19 protein-coding genes are annotated in these 26107 nt (G+C 53.6%); 9 read left to right on the forward strand and 10 right to left on the reverse strand.

Translation table 11 applies throughout. From position 1 onward, the window contains the following. The first annotated feature begins 102 nt into the window (after positions 1 to 102). The gene (locus J5069_RS04330) at positions 103 to 912 is read left to right on the forward strand and encodes a hypothetical protein (protein ID WP_264642690.1); all 810 of its coding nucleotides are present in this window, start codon (positions 103 to 105) and stop codon (positions 910 to 912) included. An 81-nt stretch (positions 913 to 993) separates the two neighbouring features. Here the strand turns inward: J5069_RS04330 and pemB are convergent, their stop codons facing one another. Beyond that, a complete protein-coding gene (pemB, locus tag J5069_RS04335; protein WP_264642691.1) occupies positions 994 to 2298 on the reverse strand; it encodes a pectinesterase PemB in 1305 nt (434 codons plus the stop codon). A 238-nt stretch (positions 2299 to 2536) separates the two neighbouring features. Beyond that, entirely contained in the window at positions 2537 to 3400 is an 864-nt protein-coding gene (pdxK, locus tag J5069_RS04340; RefSeq protein ID WP_264642692.1) for a pyridoxine/pyridoxal/pyridoxamine kinase, read from the reverse strand. A gap of 169 nt (positions 3401 to 3569) precedes the next feature. Between pdxK and hisN the strand changes: the two genes are divergently transcribed. After that, positions 3570 to 4361, forward strand: coding sequence for a histidinol-phosphatase (gene hisN, locus J5069_RS04345; protein ID WP_264643727.1), 792 nt, complete (start codon positions 3570 to 3572; stop codon positions 4359 to 4361). Between the two features lie 6 nt (positions 4362 to 4367). Here the strand turns inward: hisN and J5069_RS04350 are convergent, their stop codons facing one another. From J5069_RS04350 to J5069_RS04365, 4 genes are all read right to left on the reverse strand, one after another. Further along, positions 4368 to 5405 (reverse strand): AI-2E family transporter, encoded by a 1038-nt coding sequence (locus J5069_RS04350; RefSeq protein WP_264642693.1) that lies wholly within the window; start codon positions 5403 to 5405, stop codon positions 4368 to 4370. Between the two features lie 135 nt (positions 5406 to 5540). Further along, positions 5541 to 6827, reverse strand: coding sequence for a glycoside hydrolase family 10 protein (locus J5069_RS04355; protein WP_264642694.1), 1287 nt, complete (start codon positions 6825 to 6827; stop codon positions 5541 to 5543). 41 nt (positions 6828 to 6868) lie between these two features. Continuing rightward, positions 6869 to 7705: an N-acetylmuramoyl-L-alanine amidase gene (locus J5069_RS04360; RefSeq protein ID WP_264643728.1), complete on the reverse strand. Its 837-nt coding sequence runs from the start codon at positions 7703 to 7705 to the stop codon at positions 6869 to 6871. A 322-nt stretch (positions 7706 to 8027) separates the two neighbouring features. Then, positions 8028 to 9251 (reverse strand): MFS transporter, encoded by a 1224-nt coding sequence (locus J5069_RS04365; RefSeq protein WP_264642695.1) that lies wholly within the window; start codon positions 9249 to 9251, stop codon positions 8028 to 8030. A 115-nt stretch (positions 9252 to 9366) separates the two neighbouring features. Here J5069_RS04365 and J5069_RS04370 point away from each other — a divergent pair, with 115 nt between their 5' ends. From J5069_RS04370 to J5069_RS04385, 4 genes are all read left to right on the forward strand, one after another. Then, a complete protein-coding gene (locus J5069_RS04370) occupies positions 9367 to 10455 on the forward strand; it encodes an MBL fold metallo-hydrolase (RefSeq protein WP_264642696.1) in 1089 nt (362 codons plus the stop codon). A gap of 175 nt (positions 10456 to 10630) precedes the next feature. Continuing rightward, complete coding sequence (locus J5069_RS04375) at positions 10631 to 12037, forward strand: SrfA family protein (protein ID WP_264642697.1); 1407 nt, start codon at positions 10631 to 10633, stop codon at positions 12035 to 12037. Between the two features lie 4 nt (positions 12038 to 12041). Further along, a complete protein-coding gene (locus J5069_RS04380) occupies positions 12042 to 15029 on the forward strand; it encodes a virulence factor SrfB (protein WP_264642698.1) in 2988 nt (995 codons plus the stop codon). Beyond that, positions 15026 to 17515 (forward strand): putative virulence factor, encoded by a 2490-nt coding sequence (locus tag J5069_RS04385; RefSeq protein ID WP_264642699.1) that lies wholly within the window; start codon positions 15026 to 15028, stop codon positions 17513 to 17515. The genes J5069_RS04380 and J5069_RS04385 overlap by 4 nt, the downstream gene beginning before the upstream one ends. A gap of 49 nt (positions 17516 to 17564) precedes the next feature. Here J5069_RS04385 and J5069_RS04390 read toward each other — a convergent pair whose 3' ends face one another. The 4 genes from J5069_RS04390 to J5069_RS04405 form a co-directional block, all read right to left on the reverse strand. Then, positions 17565 to 18656 carry a hypothetical protein gene (locus J5069_RS04390; RefSeq protein WP_264642700.1) on the reverse strand — a complete coding sequence of 364 codons (1092 nt, stop codon included), beginning with the start codon at positions 18654 to 18656 and terminating at the stop codon, positions 17565 to 17567. Between the two features lie 136 nt (positions 18657 to 18792). Then, positions 18793 to 19386, reverse strand: a complete 594-nt coding sequence (locus tag J5069_RS04395) for a HupE/UreJ family protein (RefSeq protein ID WP_264642701.1) — start codon at positions 19384 to 19386, stop codon at positions 18793 to 18795. 290 nt (positions 19387 to 19676) lie between these two features. Further along, positions 19677 to 20996, reverse strand: coding sequence for an ABC transporter substrate-binding protein (locus J5069_RS04400; protein ID WP_264642702.1), 1320 nt, complete (start codon positions 20994 to 20996; stop codon positions 19677 to 19679). A 238-nt stretch (positions 20997 to 21234) separates the two neighbouring features. Further along, positions 21235 to 22524: a Gfo/Idh/MocA family oxidoreductase gene (locus tag J5069_RS04405; protein ID WP_264642703.1), complete on the reverse strand. Its 1290-nt coding sequence runs from the start codon at positions 22522 to 22524 to the stop codon at positions 21235 to 21237. A 149-nt stretch (positions 22525 to 22673) separates the two neighbouring features. Here J5069_RS04405 and J5069_RS04410 point away from each other — a divergent pair, with 149 nt between their 5' ends. The 3 genes from J5069_RS04410 to fnr all read left to right on the forward strand — a co-directional run bounded on the left by J5069_RS04410 (position 22674) and on the right by fnr (position 26051). Continuing rightward, the gene (locus J5069_RS04410) at positions 22674 to 24290 is read left to right on the forward strand and encodes a hypothetical protein (protein WP_264642704.1); all 1617 of its coding nucleotides are present in this window, start codon (positions 22674 to 22676) and stop codon (positions 24288 to 24290) included. Between the two features lie 290 nt (positions 24291 to 24580). Next, positions 24581 to 25123 (forward strand): methylated-DNA--[protein]-cysteine S-methyltransferase, encoded by a 543-nt coding sequence (gene ogt / locus J5069_RS04415; protein WP_264642705.1) that lies wholly within the window; start codon positions 24581 to 24583, stop codon positions 25121 to 25123. A 175-nt stretch (positions 25124 to 25298) separates the two neighbouring features. Next, positions 25299 to 26051 (forward strand): fumarate/nitrate reduction transcriptional regulator Fnr, encoded by a 753-nt coding sequence (fnr, locus tag J5069_RS04420; RefSeq protein WP_264642706.1) that lies wholly within the window; start codon positions 25299 to 25301, stop codon positions 26049 to 26051. The last annotated feature ends 56 nt before the right edge of the window (positions 26052 to 26107 follow it).

Consider the following 26107-nt stretch of genomic DNA (forward strand, 5'->3'; position numbering starts at 1 on the left):
AAATGACTCTACGTAGACGTGCCACTTCTGACTTTTATTGTTTTCAGGTTAAGCTGGATTTTCTATTTTCATTTTTACAACAAGTCATAATGGAGTGGGCTGATGAGAATATATTCGTCAATTATTAATCAAAATACTGACTCGTTAGATGTGGCCTTGGCAAAAAAAACAAAAAACTCTGACATTTCCAGAAAAACCCTTAACAAGCTGGTAAAAATCGCTACCAAATCCATTGGCTTATCCAAAAGTGATGCGAAAAGTATATTTCATAACACAGGAAAAACAATAAAAACGCCAGAATCAAAACAGCTGAGCAATGAAATATGCAAAGTCCTACGCCATGTATCCCATCAGCACGTAAAGCAGATATATACTACCTGGATGAAGAACTGCGGTGTCACCCTAACGCCTAAAACACCCGATGGGTGTTGTTACTCGGATTTTATGCATGACCACAGCAATATTATCGGCAGCGTGATTGCAGAAAGCAAAGAAGCCGTTGTGGTCGTTGATAAATTGCAAGCTAATCGTTTGATAAAAATCTTTTTCGACGGTGAATCACCGGGCATGATCAAAGATCAAACAGAGGCATTTAATCGTTATTACGGCGATGGTACCGCCAGTACGTTATCCGGTCGAGCGATTGTGTTAAACAATATCAGCGGTTATCCGCTGTCACAGGTACACCGGTTTCACGAAAATGCCGATGTCGATTTTGTGAAAACGGTGGCAAGAATGATTGATAAAGATGTGCATTCAATGGGATTGTCCAAGGATGATTTCTTATACAACGCGCAACATGAAAGGTTCCTCCCCATCGAGATGGAAACGCTCAAGGTCAACGCCATTAACCATGAGGCTTTGCAGTCAGCGCTGATCTATATCAGAGAACGGGATAGCGCTGGCAATTAGACGGTGCGCTACCTTGCGGTAAAGTATAATAAGAATGCCGGGTGTGAATCACCACCACCCGGCGCAGCAAGTAATACAATATTATTGGTTTAGCAATACGGTGGTTTTATATTCCCATAGCCGATTGTAATTAATGTCATCCAGATCGCGCTGTAGGTTTGCGTTACCTTTGAACGGTCTACGTGTGGTGGCGGCTGCACTCCACGGATTGAGCAAGTCATAGCCGCTATCAACGCTGCTGTCTCGAATCACCAGTTGACCATTTGCTGTTTTACCCGGCAAATAACCAGTTTGGCGCGCGCCCTGATCCCAGGCCCGGCCCATGTTGGCCTTTTGCTTGCCAGTCTTATAGCCACTGTCGGACGTCAGCGCGCTGTTGATCACCAGGAAACCGTGTTTTACCCACGGCATGGTGTCGGGAGCGAATACATAGGCTTCTTTTGATTTGCGCGTCGATACGGTATGGAAACGGACGTTATCAAACACGGCGGTGGCACGGCCAAAAACGTAGTCGACATCCCCTTCGATATAACTGTCTTTGATATAGGCGCGGCTGTAGTGATCGGTGACGTAATTATTCATTTTATCACTGGTGTTGACGAAGAACGTATCTTGCCGCCCAATCAAACGCACCTGCTCTAACTGAACCTTATCGCCATCCGTTCGCAACGCGACGCCCTGATGTGTGCCACTGTCTACCGTATCCAGCAGCGAGTTCACCACCGTCAGATTTTTTAACTGAAATTCATCGCTCTGTGACCATAAGACCGCGGCGCAGATGGTATCAATCGTTTTATTCTGCTTCGATGCGCAAACGTCATACATATACCAGGCAGGGTCGCCAGGCTGATATTGTTGATTGGCATTAACCATCGTGCGGTAGGTTTCCGGTGAAATCATCGAGTCCAATCCCAGCGATATCACGGTTTTTTCCGGCGTATCGCCAGCGCCAAACAGCGTGATCGGTGGCGCTTCAGCGGGTACGTAAACTGTGCCGATGTAGGTTCCTGGCTGCAATTTGATGTAAATACGCTGATTACCTTTCTGCTGTTTCAATGCCTCATTCACCGCGTCTTGTATCTGCGTATAACTGGCACCGTCAACCCCTTTTGTTGGCCCCACCACATAGGGCGTTTTTACTGAAGCGATGTTGATAGGCTGAGGTGTCCAGGCGTCGGCAATGGGGGAAGCATAGAGGCCGCGATAGGCAAAATAGTGCTGTTGTGTAAAACGCGCAGCCTCATCGCTGGACAGCACGGGCCGTTGTGCTGTTCCTGGGAACGAAGGCTGATACTGTGCCTGCGGCGATGTTGCCGTTTGACACGCCGCTAATAATAAGGAAACGGATACCGCAGCAGCAATACCGGAGAATGGCTGATATTTCACTTCTCACCCCATGCAGATTAGTAAAATGAAATCGAGTTTCAATTCTATTTGCAAGAAAAAGAAAAAAAGTGAAGCGCGATCATGATTTTAGTATTGTCTGCCCCACCAGGTACTGTTGACGGGGTTTTATCAACGAGAGGCGTTATGTCAGGAGAGTGGTTGTTGATATAATGGGATGTATGTTGTAACTAAATTAAGGTTGTGCTGATATGATTCGAGCGTCATTGTCGTTATCCCCTTACACCAGCGGAGCCAGACACAGCTCTTCGCTTTCAGCCAACTGGGTTTTCAACACTGAGCGTTCCACCTGATGGCAGGCATGTTGTGCGGCCTGTGCCGGAGATTGTCCTGCGAGTAAAGCCGCTGTCAGTTCTGCACAGAACAGATCGCCAGTGCCTTTCGGCGCAATGGGTAAACGGTTATGCTGGATCGGTACCACCGCATCGCGTGTGACGCACAGCGCCTGAATCCGTTGCTTATCGAGGTTGCCCGGTGCACTGGTGACAACCACCCACTCCAGCGTTCCCTTTAGCAACGAACGTGCAGCGGCAATAGCCGATTCGGCACTGTCCAGCGTCATCGCCGATAAACAGCTCAGCTCAAACGCATTTGGCGTCAGACCGGTAGCCAACGGTAATACCTCATCGCGATAGCAGGCATTTATCTCGGCATTGACGTAGTAACCGCAGTCAGTATCCCCCATCACTGGATCGAGAATGATGTGAATATCCGGCCAAGAGGTGCGCACCTGTTTAAGCCAGGCAACCAACGGCGGCACCAGCGTGGTCGTGCCGATATAGCCAATAACGATAGCACGCGCATGTGTCAATGCACCCCGCTCCAGCAGACCTTGCAGAAAACCTTCAAACCATTCGACCGGAATTTTCCCACCATAGCAGCTAGGATAATGAGGCGTATTGCTGAGGATGACCGTAGGCACCAATGCAACACGCAACCCATGTTGCGCCAGCGCCGGTACCGCGATACTGTTCCCTACGCAACCATAAACCACCTGCGACTGAATGGAGATCACATCATAGTGTGCAGGCCCGGAATGAAAATGGGCGCTTTCCGCGTCCGGCGTAATGGGTACGTACTGCATGTTATTCCTTTATCTGAATGATAACGTTATCGTTAACATCCGTAGCGAAGACCATCGTGTTCATGATGTCAGGATAGCGCAAACGTGCAATCCTGAATACCGACAGAAGCGCGCATTACCGAATAAACGGCACCCGCGCCGATATTAGAACTGCATTAGAAGGGAGATCATCGTGCATAACTTACCTGATATTGCTTTTTTTCACACGCTGGCCGATGCCGCCGCTGAGCAAACCCTGCCGCGCTATCGTTCAGCGCAAAATCTTCATATTGGCAACAAACCCAAGGAAGGTTTTCGCTTCGACCCGGTGACCGATGCCGATCGCGAAGCGGAACGCGCCATCCGTGCCCTGATTAGCGCGCACTACCCTCAACATGCGATTTTGGGCGAGGAGTTTGGCGCTGTTGGCAGCGGTGAAATCCAATGGATATTGGATCCGGTTGACGGTACCCGGCCTTTTCTGTGCGGCATTCCGGTGTGGGGAACGCTGATGGGCTTGCTGTATCACGGGCGCGCCGTCATGGGAATGATGAGCCAGCCTTTCACGCAAGAACGCTTCTGGGCCGATGGGATTCAGTCGTGGTATCGGGGCCCCTACGGTGAGCATGCGTTGCAAACGCGTAAAAATCTACCGCTCGCGCACGCTATCCTACACACCACGTCACCCGAACCGGTGCTGAGCCACCCTACTGTCCATTTTCAGGATTTGACGCAACACACCTTGATGACCCGTTATGGCGGAGAGTGCTATGCCATGGCGATGCTGGCCGCTGGCCACATCGATATCTGCGTCGAGTATGGCCTGCAACCTTACGATATTGCCGCGCTGATCCCGATTATTGAGCAGGCAGGCGGCACCGTGACCACGCTCGATGGCGGGCGTCCCGAAGGCGGCGGGAATATCGTTGCTTCTGGCGATCCGCAACTTCATCAACAGGCGTTAGCCATACTCAATGGCTGACAGGTGCTAGTGCTCCTTCCCCCCTTCCAGCAGGCGCGCCCAGCGCGCGCCGCCATCGACCTGTTCGACAATCAGTTTCAGGGTCATGGTCAGCGGCACCGCCAACAAAATGCCGATCAGCCCCAATAATCCCTGCCACACCAACAGTGAAATCAGGACCACGCTGGTGGCGATATTCAGCTTCCGGCCGCACAGATAAGGGTCAACGATCCAGCCCAATATCAGGTTGATGACCAGGAACGCGGCCAGTGCCGCCATGCCGGTGCTCATGCCGTTAAAGGCAAATGCCTGAATGATAGGCGGCACTGCCGCCAGAATCGATCCCAGAACGGGAATAAAATTCAGCAGAAAGGCCAGCACCGCCCAAATAAAGGCGAATTTAACCTGCAAAATGGTTAACAGCACCCAGATCGCCACACCGTTCAATACGCTCATCAGCGTTTTAAGCATCAGATACTGCGTCACGCTGTCAATACCGCGGCGCACGGCTTTCATGCCAGCGGATTCCGTGCGAAATAGCCGTTGGATTTTCTCCACTAATACCGGCACCTCGATCAGCATAAAAATCACGGTGAGAAACACCACCAATGCCGACGAAAAAAAACTGGATACGTGACTGAGCACGCGGGTAATCAGCCCAAGAAATTGCCCTGGGTCAATCAGCGACATCGCGGCTTCTGGCGATAGCGTTAGCCCCAACTCCTGTAATGGTGCCATGCCGACGGCAAGCTGACGCGTCAGCAAGCTGCGCATTTGCAGGCTCATTTGATTTAACTCGGGCAAAGCCGCCACCATCCGGAGCAGGACGTAGACCAGCAGCATCAGCAATACGCCGCCCAGCAACACCACAATCAGAGAGCGCGGTAAGCGTGTGCGACACAACAGCGCCACCACAGGCTCTAGCACGATAGCCAAAAACAGGGAAAGCAGGATAATGGAAAGAATGGAGGCTGCCAGATGGATCCCCATCATGACGATAGCCAATGCGGCTAATAGCAGCATGCGATGCAGCAACGTATCATCGGAGCACACAGGTGTTTTCATGGTGGCCTGCTTAGGGTTAACACGACGTTTAAATCCTGCCGCGCGCGGTAAAATCCATTTTTGAAAATGCGCGTCGGAAAGTCTGTTCTTCAACAGAAAATATAGCGGCTTTTCGCCGCAACGTCGTTGTAACCGCTATTTACCCCAGTGCGTTCTGAGGTATTCCACCGCCGGTGCGGTTTGAGGTTGATGCAGAAATCCTTCGCGAAAGAGCACGCTGCCTTTCACTTCCGGCAGCGCTTCATTGAGCGCCAACTGCCGCCGCAGTTCAGGCACGCCGCCGTCCCGCGCCCAATCAGGCTCCTTTTGCGCAGGCACGCCGACTTTATACAAGGCGACACCAATGTAGAGACGGGTTTTTGTTGGCCTTACCACATCCGCCCACCATTTTACCAGTGTGTCATAACGGACGATTTCTCGTGAAAAAGGCCAGTAGATTTGCGGGATGATATAGTCAATCAAGCCGCGTTCCACCCACAACCGGGTATCCGCATAAGCGATATCGTAGGTTGCACCGCCACGCGTATCCGAGCCGCGTGCGTCATTCTCCGCGTTGCGCCACACGCCCGCCGGACTGATGCCAAACTCAACCTGCGGCTTGACCGCTTTGATCGCCATCGATATTTGCTCAATCAATAGCAAGGTGTTATTGCGCCGCCAGTCCCCTTTGGTGGCAAACCCCTGTCCATATTGCCGATAGGTGGCATCGTCTTGCAAACGAGAAGCAGGCGTTTCGTAGTAGAAATAATCATCAAAATGGATGCCATCCACGGCGTAGTTGTTGATCAGTTCCACCACCACATTGGTGATCCACTGACGCACCTCTGGGATACCGGGATCCAACACGAACCGATCGCTCGCCGTGCGTATCCACTCAGGGTGTAGCGCATACACGCTGGAGGGTGAAGCGCTAAGGGTATGCCGCAGCGCGGCCACCGTTTTTGGCTGAGTATTGCTGGTCACACGGTAGGGATTGAGCCAGGCGTGAATACGCAATCCACGCTTATGCCCTTCAGCCAACATAAAAGCCAAGGGATCGAAACCGGGATCTTTGCCCACCACACCGGTTAATACATCAGACCACGGCAGTAACGCCGAGCGGTATAGCGCCGTGCCATCCGGTTTTACCTGAAAAAAGACCGTGTTAACGCCCAGACTCACCAGATTGTCCAGTTTGTCAATCAGCGCCTGTTTTTGTAACGCAATACGGCGCGCATCAGACGGTTCATCACTTGACGCTGGCGTCGGCCAGTCAAGGCCAGAAAGCGTGGTCAGCCAAACGCCCTTGACGTTCTCCGGCACAGCCGGAGAAACGCGGACGGGAGCCTCAACCACGGAGGGAGGAGTGACTTTGCTGTTACTGCACCCAAGTAACCCACACACCAAACACAGCAAAAAACAGCGACGTCGATAACTCAGCATGTTTGGGCAATTCCTTGGCAGTAAAAAAGTCAATCACGGGTTCAGGTACGGTATTTTTCCACCAGCGCTTTGGCAATCGCCTCCGTTTGCGCATCGGCATTGCCTTCAATGTCCGCCGGGCGGAAATGCATCTGGAACGCGCTGATGGTCAAACGCGTATCTTTATCCAGCTCACCGTTTTGTGGAATTTTATCATAACCATACTTATGCAATGCTTTCTGAAGCGTCAGCACATCCGTCGGCGCAGTGGGCTGCCGTCCGGCCAGATACTTGTTCACCGTTGCGTCATCAGGCCAGGCACCAACGCCCATCTCCGCAAACCGTTTCCAGGGAAACAGCTTACCGGGGTCCTGTTTGCGCAGCGGTGCAATATCGCTGTGCGCCAGGACATTATCCGGCGTGATGTTGTTACGCTTGATGATGTCTTTGGTCAGCGCGGCAAGCGCGGTAATCTGCATTTCATTGTAAGGATACCAGGTGCGAACGCCAAGCATGTTATCAGTAAACCCGAGATTCACAATCTCAATGCCCACTGAAGAATCATTGACATTTACCCGGCCATTCCAATTACTGACCCCCGCATGCCAGGCTCTCATATCCTCTGGCACCAGTTGCATTACCACGGGCTTGTTATTACGCAGCGGTGGATATTTCGCGACCAGATAATGCGCGCTGACCTGCCCCTGGGTTAATACCTCTAACGAGCGCGCATCATTCAGCGCGGTGTAATGCAAAATCAGAAATCGGACACGCTCATTCTGGCCTTTAGCCGGATGAGTGGTATCCACGATGTAATCACCGCGATCGATTAACGTTGAGCGCGGCGTAGAACATCCGGCCACCACCAACGCGAGCCCCCCTACCGCGAGCCATTTCAGCCCGTGTGGGCGCATGGTTGATAAAAAAGAATTGAATATCATAGAAAAATTCACCTCCTTGGCGATTATTAACAGCAATAAACATCACAATAAGCAAGTAAACAGGTGCTTTGTTCTAATAATATTTACGCGGTTGCTATTAAATCATCGCTAAACCATTGCAATAATTAATCGTTTTATAGCATTTACCCATATTAATTACCCTTTTTAACAACAAAAAAGTGACGTCGTCACTCATTGCGTTAACCTTACTGCGGTAATCGTTTCTGTAAAACAGACAAAAAAAAGGGAGCCGCCCGGCCCCCGTTTATTTCATTCGACGCTACAGTGCACGCTGTCGCGTTTCCTGCCCCAGCAGCACGATAGCAAAGACAGCAAGCAGTATTGCCAGGCTAAACAAGGCAAAAATACCGCCGATGGGCACGCCGCTTGCGACCAACGTGCCGACCAATAACGGGCCAAAGATCCCACCGATACGCCCCACTGCCGCCGCCATTCCAGCACCGGTAGCGCGAATGGATGTCGCGTATTGTTCTGGCGTATAGGCATACAGCGCGCCCCAGGCCCCGAGGTTGAAAAATGACAGCAGCGAACCGGAGAGCAGCAGTTGCGGTGCACTGGTAGCAACGCCGAAAAAATAGGCGCTGATCAGCGTTCCCAGCAAATAGACCACCAGCACAACCTTTCTCCCTGCGCGTTCAATCAGCCAGGCAACGGTAAAATAGCCGGGTAACTGTGCCAGCGTCATCACCAGCACGTAACCGAAACTTTTCACCATATCAAACCCTTTGAGCATCATCACGCTCGGCAACCACAGGAACATGCCGTAATAGGAGAACACCACGCAAAACCAGACAATCCACAACATCACGCTGGCACGCCGCTGCTCCGGTACCCAGAGTGCGGCAATCTTATGGCGAAAAGCACTTTTTTTCTCTTTCTGGCTCAGTTGCAGATAGTGCGGCGAATCCGGCAAACGAAAACGCAGGTATAACGCGTAGAAGGCGGGCAACGCGCACAGGATCATGGCACCGCGCCAGCCGACGCTCGGCAGCGGAATCAGAAAATAGGCGATTAACGCCGCCAGCAGCCAGCCAACGGCCCAAAAGCTTTCGAGCAGTACCACCACGCGGCCGCGTACTTCCGGGGGCACACTTTCGCTGACCAGCGTCGATGCCACCGGCAGTTCGCCGCCTAATCCCATGCCGATAAAGAAGCGCAATACCAGCAGGCTGCCGAATCCCCAGGCAAAAGCGCTTAATCCGCTGGCGATGCTGAACATTAACAGCGTGATCATAAAGGCGGATTTACGCCCTTTACGATCGGCATAGAGTCCGAAAACAAATGCGCCAACCGCCATGCCGATGGAGTTGACGCTGCCGATCAGCCCTAACTGCGCGGCGGACAGCCCCCACTCCAGTTTTAGCGCTGCCAGAACAAAAGACAACAGCCCGATATCCATGGCATCAAACAGCCAGCCGGTGCCACAAATGAGCAATAACTTATTACTGGATAACGCACCCTGTCTAACCTGAGATAAAATCATGATATTGTTATGTCATCGTCAATCACGGTTTGTTTAGCATACTAAACACGCGTGACGCTGTCATGCAGCTTTTTTACCCAGACAGCACAATTTCACCTTAAGGCGGAGTGATACCATGACCGAAAAGGCGATATCAAACGCCACACCACCCCACTATTCTGCGGCTGAACGGCGTTTTCACAACGTGCGCCCCAGCGTATACCTGCACATGGGCTGGCGCGAACGCCTTTCGGTACTCAGACGCCTGTTGTTTACTGCACGATCCCGTATGCCGGAACAGCGTTTGCCCGAAGTCCCGCCGAATTGGCGGGAGTTTCTCAAACCGGACAGTAAAACCCGCGTCATCTGGTTTGGTCACTCCAGCCTGTTGCTCAACATGGATGGCGTCACCGTGCTGATCGATCCGGTGTTTTCCGCATCCGCAGCCCCCTTTCCTTTTCGCATCAAGCGTTTTCAACCGCCGGTGGTCCCGATGGAAGCGTTGCCGTCCATCGATGTGATTGTGTTGTCGCATAATCATTACGATCATCTGGACCGCGTAACCGTTGAGTTTTTCCGCGATAAGAAAACCCATTTCGTTACCCCGCTCGGTATGGGAAAAACGCTGCAACAATGGGGCATCGCAGCAGAACGCATTACCGAACGGGATTGGTATCAGGCATACACGTGGAAGACGCTGAGATTAACCGCAACGCCAGCGCGTCATGCCTCCGGGCGCACCCCCTTCGATCATAACCGCACGCTCTGGTGTTCCTGGGTGCTACAAAGCCCGCATGAAACCCTGTATTACAGCGGAGATTCGGCCTACGATGACCACTTTACGGCCATCAGAGAACGGTTTGGTCCTATCGATCTCGCGTTTGTCGAGAATGGTCAATACAACCGGCGCTGGCCGGATTCCCACATGACACCGGAACAAACCCTTCAAGCGGTACTCGATTTGGCACCGCGCACCTTTGTTCCTATTCACTGGGGCATGTTTACCCTGTCGCTACATCATTGGACAGAGCCGGTACAACGCAGCTACACGCTGGCCGCGCAGAAAGGTATTCAGATGCTTTGTCCGCGTCTGGGTGAAGTGGTGGACAGTCACTCATCATCGCCCCCACCGTTATGGTGGATGCCCTTTGTGCCCGAGAAAGCGTCGGTCCCCCTCCCAGCCGCATCACGATGCACGGCATACTCGGAAAACGACAGCCCATAGAAAAAAACCGCCGATACGCAACGCTAAACCCAAGAAACAGCGTTGATAGGTCAAATATTTGGTGGTTTTGTCGTTTCTTTATCCGTTTGACATTGCCATTTCCGGTTTAAAGTACATTTTATAGTAAACTGATTTGATTTCAGCTTTTAACCTTCCATTTAATAAGGTCTTTTTCTTGGCAAAATCATTACTACGCAGCGGAAGTTTGGCCGATTTTTTTGCGCTGGGCGAAAATGGGCAACCGGTGTATGCATCGGCTCTTCAGTTGCGGGAAACTCTACGTTTACGGCGACAACAAGCAATCGCTGACTGCCTGGCCATTCCGCAGCCTAATGAAACGGGCGATCGTCTTGATTGGTATGCTCCCGGCGAAGGAAAAGTCACCTCATGGATGGCCGCTAGCGAGGAGGAACGGGAGGCAGCACTGGAGCAGTTGCAAACCTTCCTGACCACCGTTGCGGCGCTGAGTGAACGCGCGTTGGCGTCAGACAGTGCGGCGCAGCAACGATTTGGTGCCCTGCTCGCCAAAGCGTTCCAATTTCCCGCGGCAAATTACGTTTATCTGGTTGATGGCCGCCCCGTCATCACCTTTTGGGGTTTTATTAATCTCGACCAAAAACCTCGAACCGACGCCTTAGCGTGCCTGCGCGAAGCCTTACCGGTCATCACGGCACAACCGCTGGTCGATCCGATTGCACCGCCCATTGCGCAGCCCAACGCTGCCGCCGTCTATGCAGAAACGGCGTCACTACCGGTTGAGCCAGAAAACGAACCCGACGACGCGCCCAAGGTGGCGATCCCTGCAGTGCCAGCGACGGCACCAGGGAAATCGGCATTGCGTCGCTGGTGGTGGGTTGCACCGGGCGTGGCACTCGCCGGTGCATTAGTGTGGCAGTTCCGCGCTGGCGTACCGAGTAAACCGATAACCACAGAACCCGTGGTGGCACATACGCCAGAAAAACGCGTTCTGCCTGCCACGGAAAAAGTCAAAGAAGCTGAGACCGTCGCACAAAACGCCACACCGATAGCGCCACCGCCCGTTGCTGCTGAAACGCCGCCAGAAGCCGAAAAGGCGCCCGCCGTTGCGCATCCAGAAACAGCGCCGGTAGTAGCACAGAAACCGGCCCCGGTGCCCAGCGCACCACCGGTTGAAACCGTGGTAGCAGAAGCAAAACCGGAAGAAGCCAAGCCGGTAGACAAAAACGCGCTGGTAATGCCGTCGTTGGCGGTCAAGCTGGGAAAAACCGATTTCCTCAACGGCACCTGGCGCGTAACCGCCGATACCAAAACCCCCACGATTGGCAAACCGGCCAGCCTGCGTTATCAACTGAAGGATGGTCAGGGTACGGTGCGCCTCACGCACGGTGAAGGGGTCAGCTGTCGCGCCAACGTTACTGCCGGATTAATGCAATCGGGCAATCTGATTATCAACAGCCGGGTAAAAGCGCGCTGTAGTGATGGGTCACGCTATCAAATGCCAGAAATTGTTTGTTCTCAGGGGGCCAGCGGCCCGGCTGAGTGCTCAGGCCGTTATGACGACGACAACCTGATCCCTTTGACTTTCAAGCGTGAGAGCGAATAACCCTATGCTGGCCACGATTACGGACTATAAACAAAAGATCACCCTCATCCAGGACAGCGGTCTGCAATTTTTGGATTTTGCACTAAAACCGGCTATTGATGCGCAAGGCCCGGGCAAGTTCGTCCGCAAAACGGCAAACGGTCCGCTGTTGCGTCTGATCCTCAATGATGAGAACGGCAAATATCTCCTGCCTGCGCCGCTGGGGTCTGTACCAGAAGTGGTACGCCCTGAATCCAGCTTTTCGCTGGGCCAATCGCTGCTGCTACTGAGTAATGTCTGGCTGCCGCTGCCTTTTATGCGCTTCAACCCGCCGCGTACCTTTATCGGTGGCCCGGATAACTGGGCGCGCATGAAAGTCGTTACCCTGCCAAGGCCGGATCAGGATGGCAACACCCACCGTATTTGCATCGTTTTCGACACCAAAGTCTATCCTGACGGTGAGGATAACGAACTGCTGGCACCGACCGAAAGCGACATTACCGCCGGATTGAAGTTTACGCTGGCGTACCACAGTGAAGAGTTGGGTGAATTCCTCGATTTAACCTGGGTCGATGGCTGGCTGCGCGAAGTCTTTACCCAACATGCCACCGCACGTGAACAGCGCAGTGAGGCCGATCAGCGCACCGCGCTGCGTGGTTTTGAGTATCAGGCGCACTACCTGAACCTGCTTGATATGCTGGGCAAGCAGCTGCGGATCCCGGAAATCACTCTGGTTGCCGGCACACGGCAAGAGCCGGACATTTCCGTTGACCTGATTCTCGATGTGGGCAACTCGCACACCTGCGGCATTCTGGTCGAAGATCATCCCGAAGCGCACAACGGGCTGAGCCAGAGCTACGAGCTGCAATTGCGCGACATGGAACAGCCTCATCAGATCTACAACGAGATGTTTGAAAGCCGCATTGAATTTGCGCACGCGCAGTTTGGCAAGCCCAATTTCTCGCTGGAAAGTGGCCGCGAAGACGCCTTCCTGTGGCCGTCCATCGTGCGCGTTGGCCGCGAAGCCAGCCGCATGGCGCTGGCGCGTCTTGGCACCGACGGAGCCAGTGGTCTCTCCAGCCCGCGCCGCTATCTGTGGGATGAAGAGAGCTACGCCCCCGGGTGGCGCTTCAGCAAAACCGTTGGCAATGCCGCGCTGGAGCCGCACGCCATCGCCGCACCGTTCACGCAGTTGATCAATGATGACGGTCAACCGCTGTTTACCGTGCCGTTCGACGATCGTCTTCCGGTGTTTTCTGCACAATACAGCCGCAGCTCGCTGATGTCGTTGATGCTGTGCGAACTGCTGGCGCAAGCGTTGAGCCAGATGAACAGCGCGGCGCAGCGCGCGAAAATGATGAATGACAGCGCACCGCGCCGCCTGCGTAACATCATTCTGACGCTGCCCTCCGCCATGCCAAAACCTGAGCGCGAAATTTTCCGCCGTCGCATGCAGGAAGCGATTGGTCTGGTCTGGAAAGCGATGGGTTGGCACCCGGCGGATGATGGCTTCAGCACCGAACAAGAGAAAGCGGCCAGCCGCTTCCCCGTGCCTGAGGTGCAAATGGAGTGGGATGAGGCCACCTGCGGCCAGATGGTCTATCTCTACAACGAAAGTCAGGTCAATTTTGGTGGCAATACCAAAGCCTTTTTCGCCAGTCAGGCGCGACCAGACCGGGTACGCGATGCCGATGAGCAGCCGGGACAAACCCTGCGCGTCGCATCGATTGATATCGGCGGTGGCACCACCGATCTCGCCGTAACCCAGTACACGCTGGATGACAGCATCGGCAGTAACGTCAAAATCAGTCCGTTGTTGATGTTCCGCGAAGGTTTCAAAGTGGCGGGCGACGATATCTTGCTGGACATGATCCAGCTCTACGTGCTGCCCGCACTGCATGCGTCACTGAAAAAAGCCGGGATCGCCACGCCGGACAGCCTGATGGATAAGCTGTTTGGCAACGCAGGCCGAATGGATGGTCAATCTACCCTGCGCCAGCAGTCCACCCTGCAAATACTGATGCCGATTGGACGTGCGATCCTGGAATCCTATGAAGGGTTCGATCCGCTCGACATGAGCGCCGAACTGGAAGCCACCTTTGGTGAACTGCTGCCACAGCGACCGACCGGCAAGGTACTGGACTATCTGAACGGCGAAATTCAGCGGGAACAACCGGCGGAGGCTGCCGCGTTTGATATCCTGCACACGCCGCTTATCGTTCGGCTAAGCAAGTTGCACGGCGAGTTCTTGTCCAACCGCATCAGCATCACGCAAAATTTGCGTTCACTGTGCGAGGTTGTCGCGCTGTATGATTGCGATGTGTTGCTGCTTACCGGCCGCCCGTCGCGTTTCCCCGGCATACAGGCACTGTTCCGTTATCTTCAGCCGTTGCCCATCAGTCGTATCGTTTCACTGGATGGCTACCACACCAGCGATTGGTATCCGTTCAATAAATTCGGCCGAATTGAAAACCCGAAATCCACCGCGGCTGTCGGTGCCATGCTGTGCCTGTTGGCACTGGACCTGCGCCTGCCGGGCTTTTATTTCAAAGCGGGTGATTTTGAACCCTACTCCACCATCCGCTATTTCGGCATGATCGATGCCAACCAGCAGTTAACGCAGGATAACCTCTATTACAGCGACATCGATCTGGACGCCGCCGATTTTGAATTGGACAAACGCGGTTACTTCTCGGTGCGCGGCGGTATTGGGCTCGGTTTCCGTCAGTTGGATAACGAACGCTGGCCCGCCACGCCGCTTTACACCCTGACCATTATCGATCAGCCGCTGGCCCGCAAACTTGCGGGTGACAGCGTGTTACATCTGCGTTTGACGGTGGCGCGCGAGGCGGGGCAATCCACGCCGGAACGTTTCGAAATCGCGGATGCCACGCTGCAAGATGGCAGCCAGGTTCCTCTTCACTATCTGCGGCTGCGGCTTAATACGCTGGCTGACAGCGCTTCCGGCGCAACACACTACTGGATCGACAGCGGGAGCGTATTTAGCAAATGAGAGCACTGACGCCAAAACAACTTTCGACCCGGTTAACCACGCAGTTGACTGCCGTATCAGAAGGCATTGAGCAGGCCATCGAGTGGGTAGAGACAACCCGCTCCCGCTCGCCGCGTTTGGAGATGGAAGCCGATACGCTGACGATAAAACTGCGTCGTCATCGCAACAAGGCACAACGACTGGCAGACAGCGCAGGAAAAGAGATGGCCATTGGGCTGTTCGGTCAGGCACAGGAAGGCAAAACCTACCTGATTTCCGCGTTGGCCGCGGGCGAAAATGGCCGATTGGAGAGCGATCTCGGCGGCCATACCCTCGACTATCAGGCGCATATCAATCCGGAGAGCCAACTCGCCGGACTGGTGACCCGCTTTACCCGTCAGCCAGGCGTGAAAAACGCCACTTATCCGGTTCAATTGCTGCTGTTAAGCGAAGCGGATATCGTCAACATTCTGGCACAGGCGTATTTAACCACGGCCGTTGCTCCACCGTCGCCACGCAGTTTGGCCGAAGATGAGCAGCAACTGGTCGAGCAGATGGCGCTGCTGGCGATGCATCGTCAGCCCGAAACCATCCCGGGATTCAGCAGTGATGAAGTCATTGCCCTGTGGGACAGTCTGGCGCGTCACGATGGCAAACGGCAGAAGTGGCTGGAGACTCATTTTTGGCCCGCTGCCATCACCCTTACGCCGGCGTTGACCATTGACGATCGAGCGCGGTTGTTCTCGGTGCTGTGGCAAGGCAAAGAGGAGTATACGGCGACCTATCGCCAGTTTGCGCATACGCTACAGCGCCTGAATTACAGCCATAAAGTGCTGGCACCGTTAAGCGTACTGGTCGATGACGTCTTGCTGCCCACCGATGGCATCATGAACCTGTCAACCGTCGCCTATCTCAATACCTCTTCCGATCCCAGCGTACATGTGCGTCCGGTCATCAATAACCGGGCCAGCAAACCGGTTGAACTGTCACTGGCGGAGCTGGCCTTTCTCGCCGTTGAACTGGTGGTGACCTTGCAGTCACCGACGCGCGAACCGCTGTTTGAGCAAGTTGATCTGCTTGATATTCCAGGCTTCAATCCCCTCAGCAACGTACACGCCGCTTCCAGTGGCGATCGCGAGCACGGCGCGGTGCAACGTTATCCAGTGCTGATAAAAAATCTGCTGCACGCCAAGGCAAGCTATTTGCTGGAACGGTACACCGAGCAGCATGCCATTAATCTGTTGATGGTCTGCACGGCGGTAGACCGGCGCGCCGATGTCAAAGCGGTCGGCAAAGCGCTCGACTACTGGGTGAAACAGACGCAAGGGGAAACGGCGCAACAGCGCAGTCAGCATAAACCTGGCCTGATCTGGGCGGTCACCAAATTCGATCAGCGCGTGTTACACAACACGCACTACGATGAAGGCGTTCAACGCTACGTGGGTAACCCGGGAGAATCCTGGGGAACCATGCTGGCGACGGATGAACGCGGTGTAAAACGCATGGCTAACTGGCTGAATACCGAAGTCAAACGGGAAAACAAGCTGGCGCGGCTGTCAGAACAGTTACTCGAGATGCAAAATGAACTGTTTGAGCACATTCTCGGCGGCTGGTATCAGTCGGACAGTGAAATCTCGGCGATGAGAAAGCAGAAAGTGGCCGAATCCGTGTTGAAATCACTCCAGACGCGGCCAGGCGTACACGGCGAGTTGCTGGAGCGCATGTTGCCGACGCGGGATGAGTTGCGCCGCCTTTACCAACAGCAGCGTCAATCCGGCGTTAGCCATGTCATCCATCCGGCCCTGGATAACACCAGTGCCATGACCAATGCCGATCCGTTTGGCATCGCCATGGACATCGATTTATTCAGCGACGCCCCGCTGGATGTGACACAGACGGATGAGTCCCACGCGCAGAGCGATGTGGATACCAATGCGGTCTTTGCCCGTCAGGTGTTGCGCTTTTGGATAAACCATATGCGCAATCTGCCGGACAACGCCCCGCTGGTCGAGCTGCTCGGGTTGGGCAAACCGACGCTGGAAATGCTGATGGAAGAGGTCATTACCGCTGGTCTGCGTCAAGGCATCAATCAGGCACTGCACGCGGCACTGAACCAGGACGATCACCCCAGCGCCTACACGGACAATGAGATCGACAGTCAGGTTTCTCGCGCCCTGACGGTGCTCGGCGATTATATTGCCTGGCTGGGCTTCCAGAAAATGCCCGAGGAGCAGCGGCCGGAAAGCCGCATCAATCGTGGTCGTAAAATTTTTGCCAAGCCGGAAAAACAGGCCGTCAGTTGGGGCACTGCCAAACGGTTGACCAAGTTGTCGCTCACCCCTACCAATAACACGGCGTTTTATGTGTACGATTGGCTGATTGGGCTCAATACCTTGATACTGCAAAACGCCGGGCACTCTGCCGGTGGAGAACTGGATACCGAACAACGCAAACAGTTAGGTGCCATTCTGCAAATTTTCAAACCCACCCCCTCTGGCGCAAAATAACTGCCCCGCCCCTGCTCGAGGCAGGGGCAAAACCTTCACATCGGGCCATTCACGGGTGGTTTTCGATACGGGTTGCGTTCATCTCAAGTGTGGCGAGTAATGATGAATGCGGGTTATCAACGATGTAATCGCGCAGTCGCGTCAGACTGACGTCGTAATCGGACACGCAGCACACGGCGAAGTAAAGACCGTTTTCATCTGCCATTGCGGCAACATAGCGCTCAACGGCGCGCCTGATATCCGATAACGTCATTTCGAGGGTCGACGTCGATGCCTGCGTGGTTTTTTCCTGTGCCAAAAGCGGTACGCACGCTTCTTTCATCATCAGACTGCTTGGCGATTGCGTCGACAACACCTCACAGCCGCCAAATTTGTTGACGTAACATTTTAAGATACTGCCCAGGGTCATCATGTGATCGCCGCGCGCCAGCGCCGCCATCGCGTGGTGTACCTGCGTTTTATATTCAGGCTCGCTGGCGATCAAATAGAGGCAATTGGCGTCGGCGATATCCTCAACGGGACGGCCCTTGACCGACATGCTGTTCGGATCGAGGCTTGCAATACCTAATACCTGTGACGATGAGGTAGGCGGATCAATCGCCAGCAGCACGGTAGCACCGCGACTTCTGTCACTCGTTGCACCATTCCCCCCCCAAAAGGTATTGAAATAGTGTTGATCCGAACCGTACACGGCCAGTTTGCCTGATGTTATCGCAGCAAAGGCATCAAGGCTGTCGCGGTGTGAAAGACACTGCTGAGTGCCATCTGGCCCGTATTCGATGTCGATTACCCGCCAGTGTATGTCCTGATATCCATTGCATTGTAACTGCGCATGAATAAAGGACTCCATCAGCAACCCACCGGCCCCCAGTGAAAGCAACGTCAGCGGTTGATCCCGGTTAGGCATCGTCTGTCTGATATGGTTAACCACCTTGTTGAGGTAATTTACCCGACTGTGCAGCGAGGAGACATCCTCATGTTCACACCAGAAAAGCGCGTCCTGATAGCGATAGATCAATTGTCCATGCTGCCGGAGGTGGGTTTGACTCATCACCGCAGCAGGCGTCAAGGCAACGTGCTGCCGGGCACGGGAAGAAAGGGGTAACAGGGCGATGGATTCGGAAGTCACTGCTGGCAACATGGCGATATTCCGTGCAATTTTGTGGATTACACGATAACAGTTGCCAGTCCAGCCTGCGTTGTAAAATCCGATGTTGTAAAATCTGATATCCCACCGCCTCAGACGGTGGGAACCGGTCTCACATCGAGAAAAACACTCAGGCGAACAAACCACTCAACAGCCCTACGCCAAGCAGCGCAGAGCCCGCACCGATAACGCGCGGCCACCACACACTGCGTTTTGCCGCCAGCATGGCATAGCCCAACGCCAGCCCGCCGATGTGCAGCAGCACAGTAGCCACCACCATCCCTGACAAGGCAGCAAAGGAGTGAGACAACTCTGCACCGTGCGCCAGCCCATGAAACAGGGCAAAAGCACCCACCAGCACCGCGCCGGTGGCGGCTGACAGCTTCAGTTGCATCGCCACCATCAGTCCCAGGACCAGCAGAGAGGCCGCCACAATATGCTCAGTCGCAGGCACAACCAACCCCGCCATCCCAATCAGTGCCCCCACCAGCAACAGGCTGGCGAACGAGACCGGTGCCAGCCACCATTTTTGGCTATTCATGGCGCTCCACACGCCGACCAGCGTCATGGCAAACAGATGATCAAGGCCGGTAAGCGGATGGATAAATCCCTGCATAAAGCCGGTCACGTGGTGGGCGCCATCATCGGCCCCGATATGGGCAAAGGCGGCAACGGGCACGGCAAAAAGCGCAGCAGTGAAAAGGACCTTCATTGGGTTATTCATTTTCAATTCCATTAACAGGTTGGGAAGAGAGATAGCAACGCAACCGTTTTACCCAATACCAAGGCACCAAATTATGATTTAAATTAATTTTGTATGAACTATGGTTTTTAATACCGCTATAAAAACAAATACAAAGATAAAAGCAGAACAAAAATAAATAAGCAGCGTTAAATATCGAGTAAATGATAATACGTCACTTTATCGATACCGGTGATGCGAGATAAAAAAGGCGTCATAGCATTGTGCTGATATAACGCCTTTACGGGTTTGTTGCTTGAGGGCTATTACGCTTAGCGGATAGCGCGTTTCAAAATGCGATTGGCGTTGTTGTAGAAGTCATCCGCGACCTCATTGAGCGATCCTTTGCCGTAATCGAGGCGCTGAACGCTGGTGGTCCACAGTTGTACCAGTTCCTGATTCTCCATGTAGGGCGATACCGGAACCTGAGTGGCAGGCTGTTCAGCCGCCGCCTTGTAGGCATTTGCCAACAGATTGGTCGGTGTGATCACCCCGCTCTGCTCCAACAAGGTTACCGCTTTCGGGTTTGCCGGCATGCCGTTTTGTAACGCCAGCGCCTTGATGCCTTCCGGATTACTCAGCAAGAAGCCGATCAGCATCGCGGATTCTTTGGGATACTTGGTGTTTTTACCCACCGCAAACAGTGAAGACGGCTTGGTATTGATCGCTGAATCTTTGGCATTACTCAGCATAGGATACGGACCCGGTTCCAGTACCGTCTCTTTTGGCATGTTGCTGGCGTAGGTGTAGATGGCGGAATCCCATAAATACATGCCGCCCATTTCACCGTTGATCCACGGGCGAATTTCATACACGTTGGTGCGGCCAAACGACGAGAAATAACGCTGATCGGGTATCACATGGTTATCCACCAGCTTTTTATAAAAGCCAAACAGTTCGCGCACCTGCTCACGATTATAAGCCAGGCTCTGTTTGCTCTCGGCAATCATGTCAATGCCATATTTCTGCGCCATGTAGGCGCGCCCCAGCGTCAGAATATCGAGAACGTCAGAGGAGCCCTGCGCCACGCCGAGGGGGTAGAAATTGTCTCCCAACGCTTTTTTAAAGGCGGGTCCAGAGGCAAACAATTCATCCCAGGTCTTCGGGTAGGCAACGCCCGCTTTATCCCAGGTACCTTTGTTATAGATAAACCCGCGCGACGTCATGGAAATCGGCACCCCTTGCAGCTTGCCTTTCACCTCACCGGTTCTCAGGTACTGGGGCGGGAAATCCGTTAACGCCAGCGCGTCGCGCTGTTTATACAGATCGTAAAAACCGTCACCGTTGCGCGAAAACTGGGGCAGCCAGTTCCAGTCAATGCGGATCACATCCGGCTCTTGTCCGCCCGCCATCTGGGTTGACAGACGCGACAGGTAGCCATCCCAACCCGCGTATTCGGCTTTCACTTTGATCTCCGGGTGCGCCTTTTGGAACGCATTGATGGCGGCCAGGGTGGCTTCATGACGCTGATTGCCGCCCCACCAGGAGATACGGACTTCAACAGGATCGGCAGCATGAACGGCAACGCTGCTGATTGGTAATGCGGCACATAACAGTAGGATACGAGGAATACGATGCAAGACTTTCGTCATAATAGAACCCTTAATTATAGTCATTGTGCTGGTATCACCCACACAGCAAAATATCGTGGGTACTCTATTCCATCGAAAAATGGTGATTTCATCGAAAAACGTGGGTCGCGCTGGGCCGTGTGTCCACCTCGCAAGCGACAGCTGGGTACTCGCAGTTTGTGTTCGGTGGCCTCCCATGGCTATTTGCAGGTTTATTGTGGGCGACGCGTGAGAATTGCGCCCCGCCCTTGTGTATCCGTCAGTCAGGCAGCTTGACGGCCAGATCGGCGATCTTCACCGGCTGTTCCAGTCGTAACGATCGGTTGGCGGCAATCCCGGTCAGGATGGAGCGCGCACCGTCGCGATAGTCGGCCGCGCGTTGCAGCGGATCGGGATCCGGCGTACCAAACAGATCGTTCAACATCACCAGATCGCCGCCGCCGTGCCCACCAGCCTGGTACACCACCGGCACCTTGTAGGGGGCATCAAACATCGGATAAACCGTGATTTCACACTGATCAAGCGCGCCTTCGTCCTCTTTCTGCCCGCCGCCGTTGACATAGGATTTCTCAACCAGCTTCATCTCCAACCGCCCTTTACTGCCGTTGAACACCACGTTCAACCCTTCCCAGGGCAGATAGGCATTGAGGGAGTAAGTCATGATCGCTTTGTTTTTGTAGCGCACCATAACGCCCATCACGTCTTCAATGTTGATGCCGTCGTCAAACACGCTCTTATCACGGTAGTAGCCATCCTCATGTTCGGCATCCAGATACAACGCCGTGAGTTGGGCGCTTTCACTCATATTCAAAGCAAACGGATCGTCCTTGGCCGCCGCGCTGTTGTGCGAACGCGCATAGAACTCGGTTACGCCGCGCGCTTCAGCGTTGGCCTTGCCGTAAAAGCGCAAATCGCCCTGGGCGTACACCGTTTCCGGTTCAGAGTGCAGCCAGAAATTCACCAAATCGAAATGGTGGGTGGATTTGTGCACCAACAGTCCGCCGCTGTTGCGTTTGTCACGGTGCCAGCGACGGAAATAGTCGGCACCGTGTTGGGTGTTCAACAGCCACTCAAAGTGCACCGAGAACACATCGCCTATCACACCGGAGGCAATCAGCTCACGAATCTTGCTGTGGTGCGGTGCGTAGCGATAGTTGAAGGTGACGCGCAGCTTGCGTCCGGTGCGGGCGATAGCGTTGATGATGGCCTGACATTTCTCTTCGTCGATGGTCATCGGTTTTTCACTGATCACATCGCAGCCCAGTTCCATCGCCCGAATAATATAGTGGTGATGGGTGCGATCGATGGAGGTCACGATCACAATGTCCGGTTTGCACTCGGCGATCATGGTCTCGAACTGGTCAGCGCTGAAACACGGCACCGGCGCATGTCCGCACTCGCCAATCATTTTATTGGCATATTGCATGCGCGTCTGGTTGGTGTCGCAAAAGGCAACAAAGGTGCTGGTTTGGTGATAATCCCTGGCGATTGAGGTTAAATAGAGGCCAGCACGCCCTCCGGTGCCGACAACGGCATATTTTTTCTTCATTACTATCATTCCTTCTTTTCTGACGTTAACGCAATGTATCGTCGCCATTTTTCGAGCGCGTTAACCAATATCGCGTGCACTCATTGACAACGCTTGATGACTCTTTGCTATGCTGGCGCGATGCATGACAACCACAGCGCTGTAACCTGATGAATGTGCTCCCCCCTTTACGCTTGCTGGAGGTCAATACGCCATTGATTTGGCACTGGCCGCATTTTCTCGAAGTGATTGACCTCATGGCGCGTTATCGCTTCAACGGGCTGATCGTGCATCAACAAAATATCCTGGCGTTACTGGCGCGCCCGCCGGCGCATAACAAAAACCCCGGCATTGAAAATCTGCATCACGAACGCGAAAGCACCTTGAGCTACCTGCAACGGGTGTCACACCACTGCCAGTCGCGCCATATTCAACTGTGGATCCAGGGTGAAGCCTTTCCCGGTGACGCCAAGATCAAACAAAAATTCCCGGAATTTTTTCTCGACGATGACTCCGTCGCCACTAACGCCTCGTTTCTGACGCGTTTTTACAGTGAAACCGTCGACGAGATGCTGGCGGCCTTGCCGGACATCAGCGGGCTGATCCTGAGCTTGCAAACCCCGACGTTTCATCCCGAGCAGTGGAAACAGAGCATGAAAGTGCTGCACCGCATTTTGCGCCTGCACGGCAAAAAACTGGTGTTGCGTGATTACCTTGATGACAGTTGGCCGCGTCGCCAGTTGCACAACACCCTGAGCAGCCTGCCGGACGATGTGCGTGTCTCGATGAAGGCCACGGCGATGGATTACCGTCCCGGCTTTGCCAATAATCCTGAACTGACCTCTTTTCCCGGCAATAAAAAATGGATCGAATTCGATTTGTGGGGCATCGACTACGGCTGGACGCTGCTGCCCTGCATGCTGGTGGACGAAATTCAGGGGCGCCTGAGCTGGGCGCATGCCGTGGCGGGCGATGAACTGGAAGCAATAAGCGCTCGCATTAGCTGGGAGTGGATCAGCAACAGTTCGCTGCTGGAATCGATCAATGAAATCAATCTGTACGGATTGGCACAGCTGATCAACCACTCCGAGGGCGGTGAGCTGCATGCCGCCGCGCTGTTTCAACGTTGGTTGCAGGACAACCATGCCGTTAACGCCACTGCCGTTACCAGCAATGCCGCAGGCAAACGGCTTGATAGCGTGCAATCGCTGTTTTTCAACAGCTATGACTGGATGTGTAAGACACCGTATTTCCTTGGACGCTTGTTGCACCGCCATAGTCAATTACCCCACACCCTGGAACAGGCCATTCCGTTATTGCATGCAGAAACCCGAAGCGCCAACTGGACTCACGCTTTTCAGCCGCTATTCCCGACGGACGATCGCGCGTTGGGCAGCCATCAATATGAGTTGGTAACGCTTGAACGCCAGCAATCTCATTTCTTTGCCCACCACCTGCGTCAATCCGCACGTGAAATTCACCATGCCCGACTGTTGCCTGAGCCGCTCTCGGCGCGGCTGGCCGCCAGTTGGGATTGCGCCTGGTGGTATACCGAACTGTGCGACCACGCGAAACAACTGGTTGCCGATTCACTCTTTACCCTGAGCTACGGTGCAGCCGTTGCCGCTCGGGAACAACACTGCAATGACGCTCAGGCGTTTGCTGAAAAATTGCATCACTGGCTGACACAGCATCAGTACGATTATCCGCACTTTCTGCCCATGTTGATGGCACCCGAGCGCTTGCACCAACTTGCAGAATCTTGCCGTCAACCCGCGTCCGATTGAATGACAGTGTCGATGAATGGATGTCAGCATAAGCGTTGCACCAATCAGGTGAAACGCTGTTTTGAAAGGGAAATTAGGCGAAACGGGAATATGTCACCAAGTTGTGAGAGTTATCGCAAATACCACGGTTCATTAGTGACTCGCATCACATTTTTATGGCATTAAAACGTGACGTCATTCACTCTTTTCGCTGCTTTGCGTGATGACGATCTCAATTTATTTTAATTCGTCCAGGGTGTCGGCAATAATGGCGGTGATAACTGGACAAGCCGCATTGAGGGACCTGAATCATGCCACAACGCTTTTTACTGGATACCTTATCCACGCCGCTCGGGGATTTATTGATTATCGCCGATGAACAACAGCGATTACGCGCCGTGGAGTGGAAAGAATATGAAGAGGGATTATATCGCTTGCTGGCGCGGCGTTATAAAAATGATCCCTTCGAGTTAACAGAATCGGTCGATCCGGGGGGGTTAACTCAGGCTTTAGCGCGCTATTTTGCCGGGGATTTGCAGGTTATCGATACGCTTGCGGTCGCCAGCCTCGGTACACCGTTTCAACAGCGAGTATGGCAGGAACTGCGGAAAATTCCCTGCGGCACCACCATTACCTACGGCGAACTGGCTACCCGTCTCGGCTCGCCGACCGCGTCACGCGCGGTCGGCATGGCAAACGGCAGCAACCCTGTCAGCATTGTCGTCCCTTGCCACCGCGTTATTGGTGCCAATGGCGCATTGACCGGCTACGCTGGCGGTGTGCAACGTAAAGCGTGGTTGCTGGCACATGAAGGGGCGATGGCGCGTCAGGGTGCACTATCGTTATATAATTGATGATATATCGAGCATTCATGGAATAACGGGTAAAATGGTGTGACGGCTACTGTTTTTCTTTTAATGGCACGCTATGCCCCCTATTTATTCGTTTGATATACGAATGACGACACTTACCATCACCGATAAAAGCTGTTAAAATTGACCGATATCAATTATCGACTGAGCAAAGTCTATGATCCCGGAAAAGCGAATTATTCGGCGCATTCAGTCTGGTGGCTGTGCAATCCATTGTCAGGATTGCAGCATCAGCCAGCTGTGCATTCCTTTTACATTAAATGAGCACGAGCTCGATCAGCTCGATAATATCATTGAAAGGAAGAAGCCGATCCAAAAGGGACAAGCGCTGTTCAAAGCCGGTGATGAACTGAAATCACTCTACGCGATCCGTTCCGGGACCATTAAAAGTTACACCATCACCGAACAGGGTGACGAGCAGATTACCGGTTTCCATTTGGCGGGCGATCTGGTCGGTTTCGATGCTATTGGCAATGCCCAGCATCCCAGCTTTGCGCAGGCGCTGGAAACCTCTATGGTGTGTGAAATCCCCTTCGAGACGCTGGATGACCTTTCTGGCAAAATGCCGAACCTGCGCCAGCAGATGATGCGGCTGATGAGCGGCGAAATTCGTAGCGATCAAGACATGATACTGCTGCTGTCGAAAAAGAACGCCGAAGAGCGTCTGGCCGCGTTTATCTACAACCTGTCGCGCCGTTTTGCCCAGCGTGGTTTCTCTCCGCGCGAGTTCCGTTTGACCATGACGCGCGGTGATATCGGTAACTATTTGGGACTTACCGTGGAAACCATCAGCCGTTTACTCGGTCGCTTCCAGAAAGGCGGCATTCTGGCCGTGAAAGGGAAATATATCACCATAGAGAACATCGATGCCCTGTCAGAACTGGCCGGAACGACACGCGCTAAAGCCTAACCTATTGCCGGGTCATTGTTTTTATTTTATTGATCCGGCTCTCATCACCAGTTGTT

The sequence above is a fragment of the Candidatus Symbiopectobacterium sp. NZEC127 genome (genome assembly GCF_025962675.1).
Taxonomy (GTDB): Bacteria; Pseudomonadota; Gammaproteobacteria; order Enterobacterales; family Enterobacteriaceae; genus Symbiopectobacterium.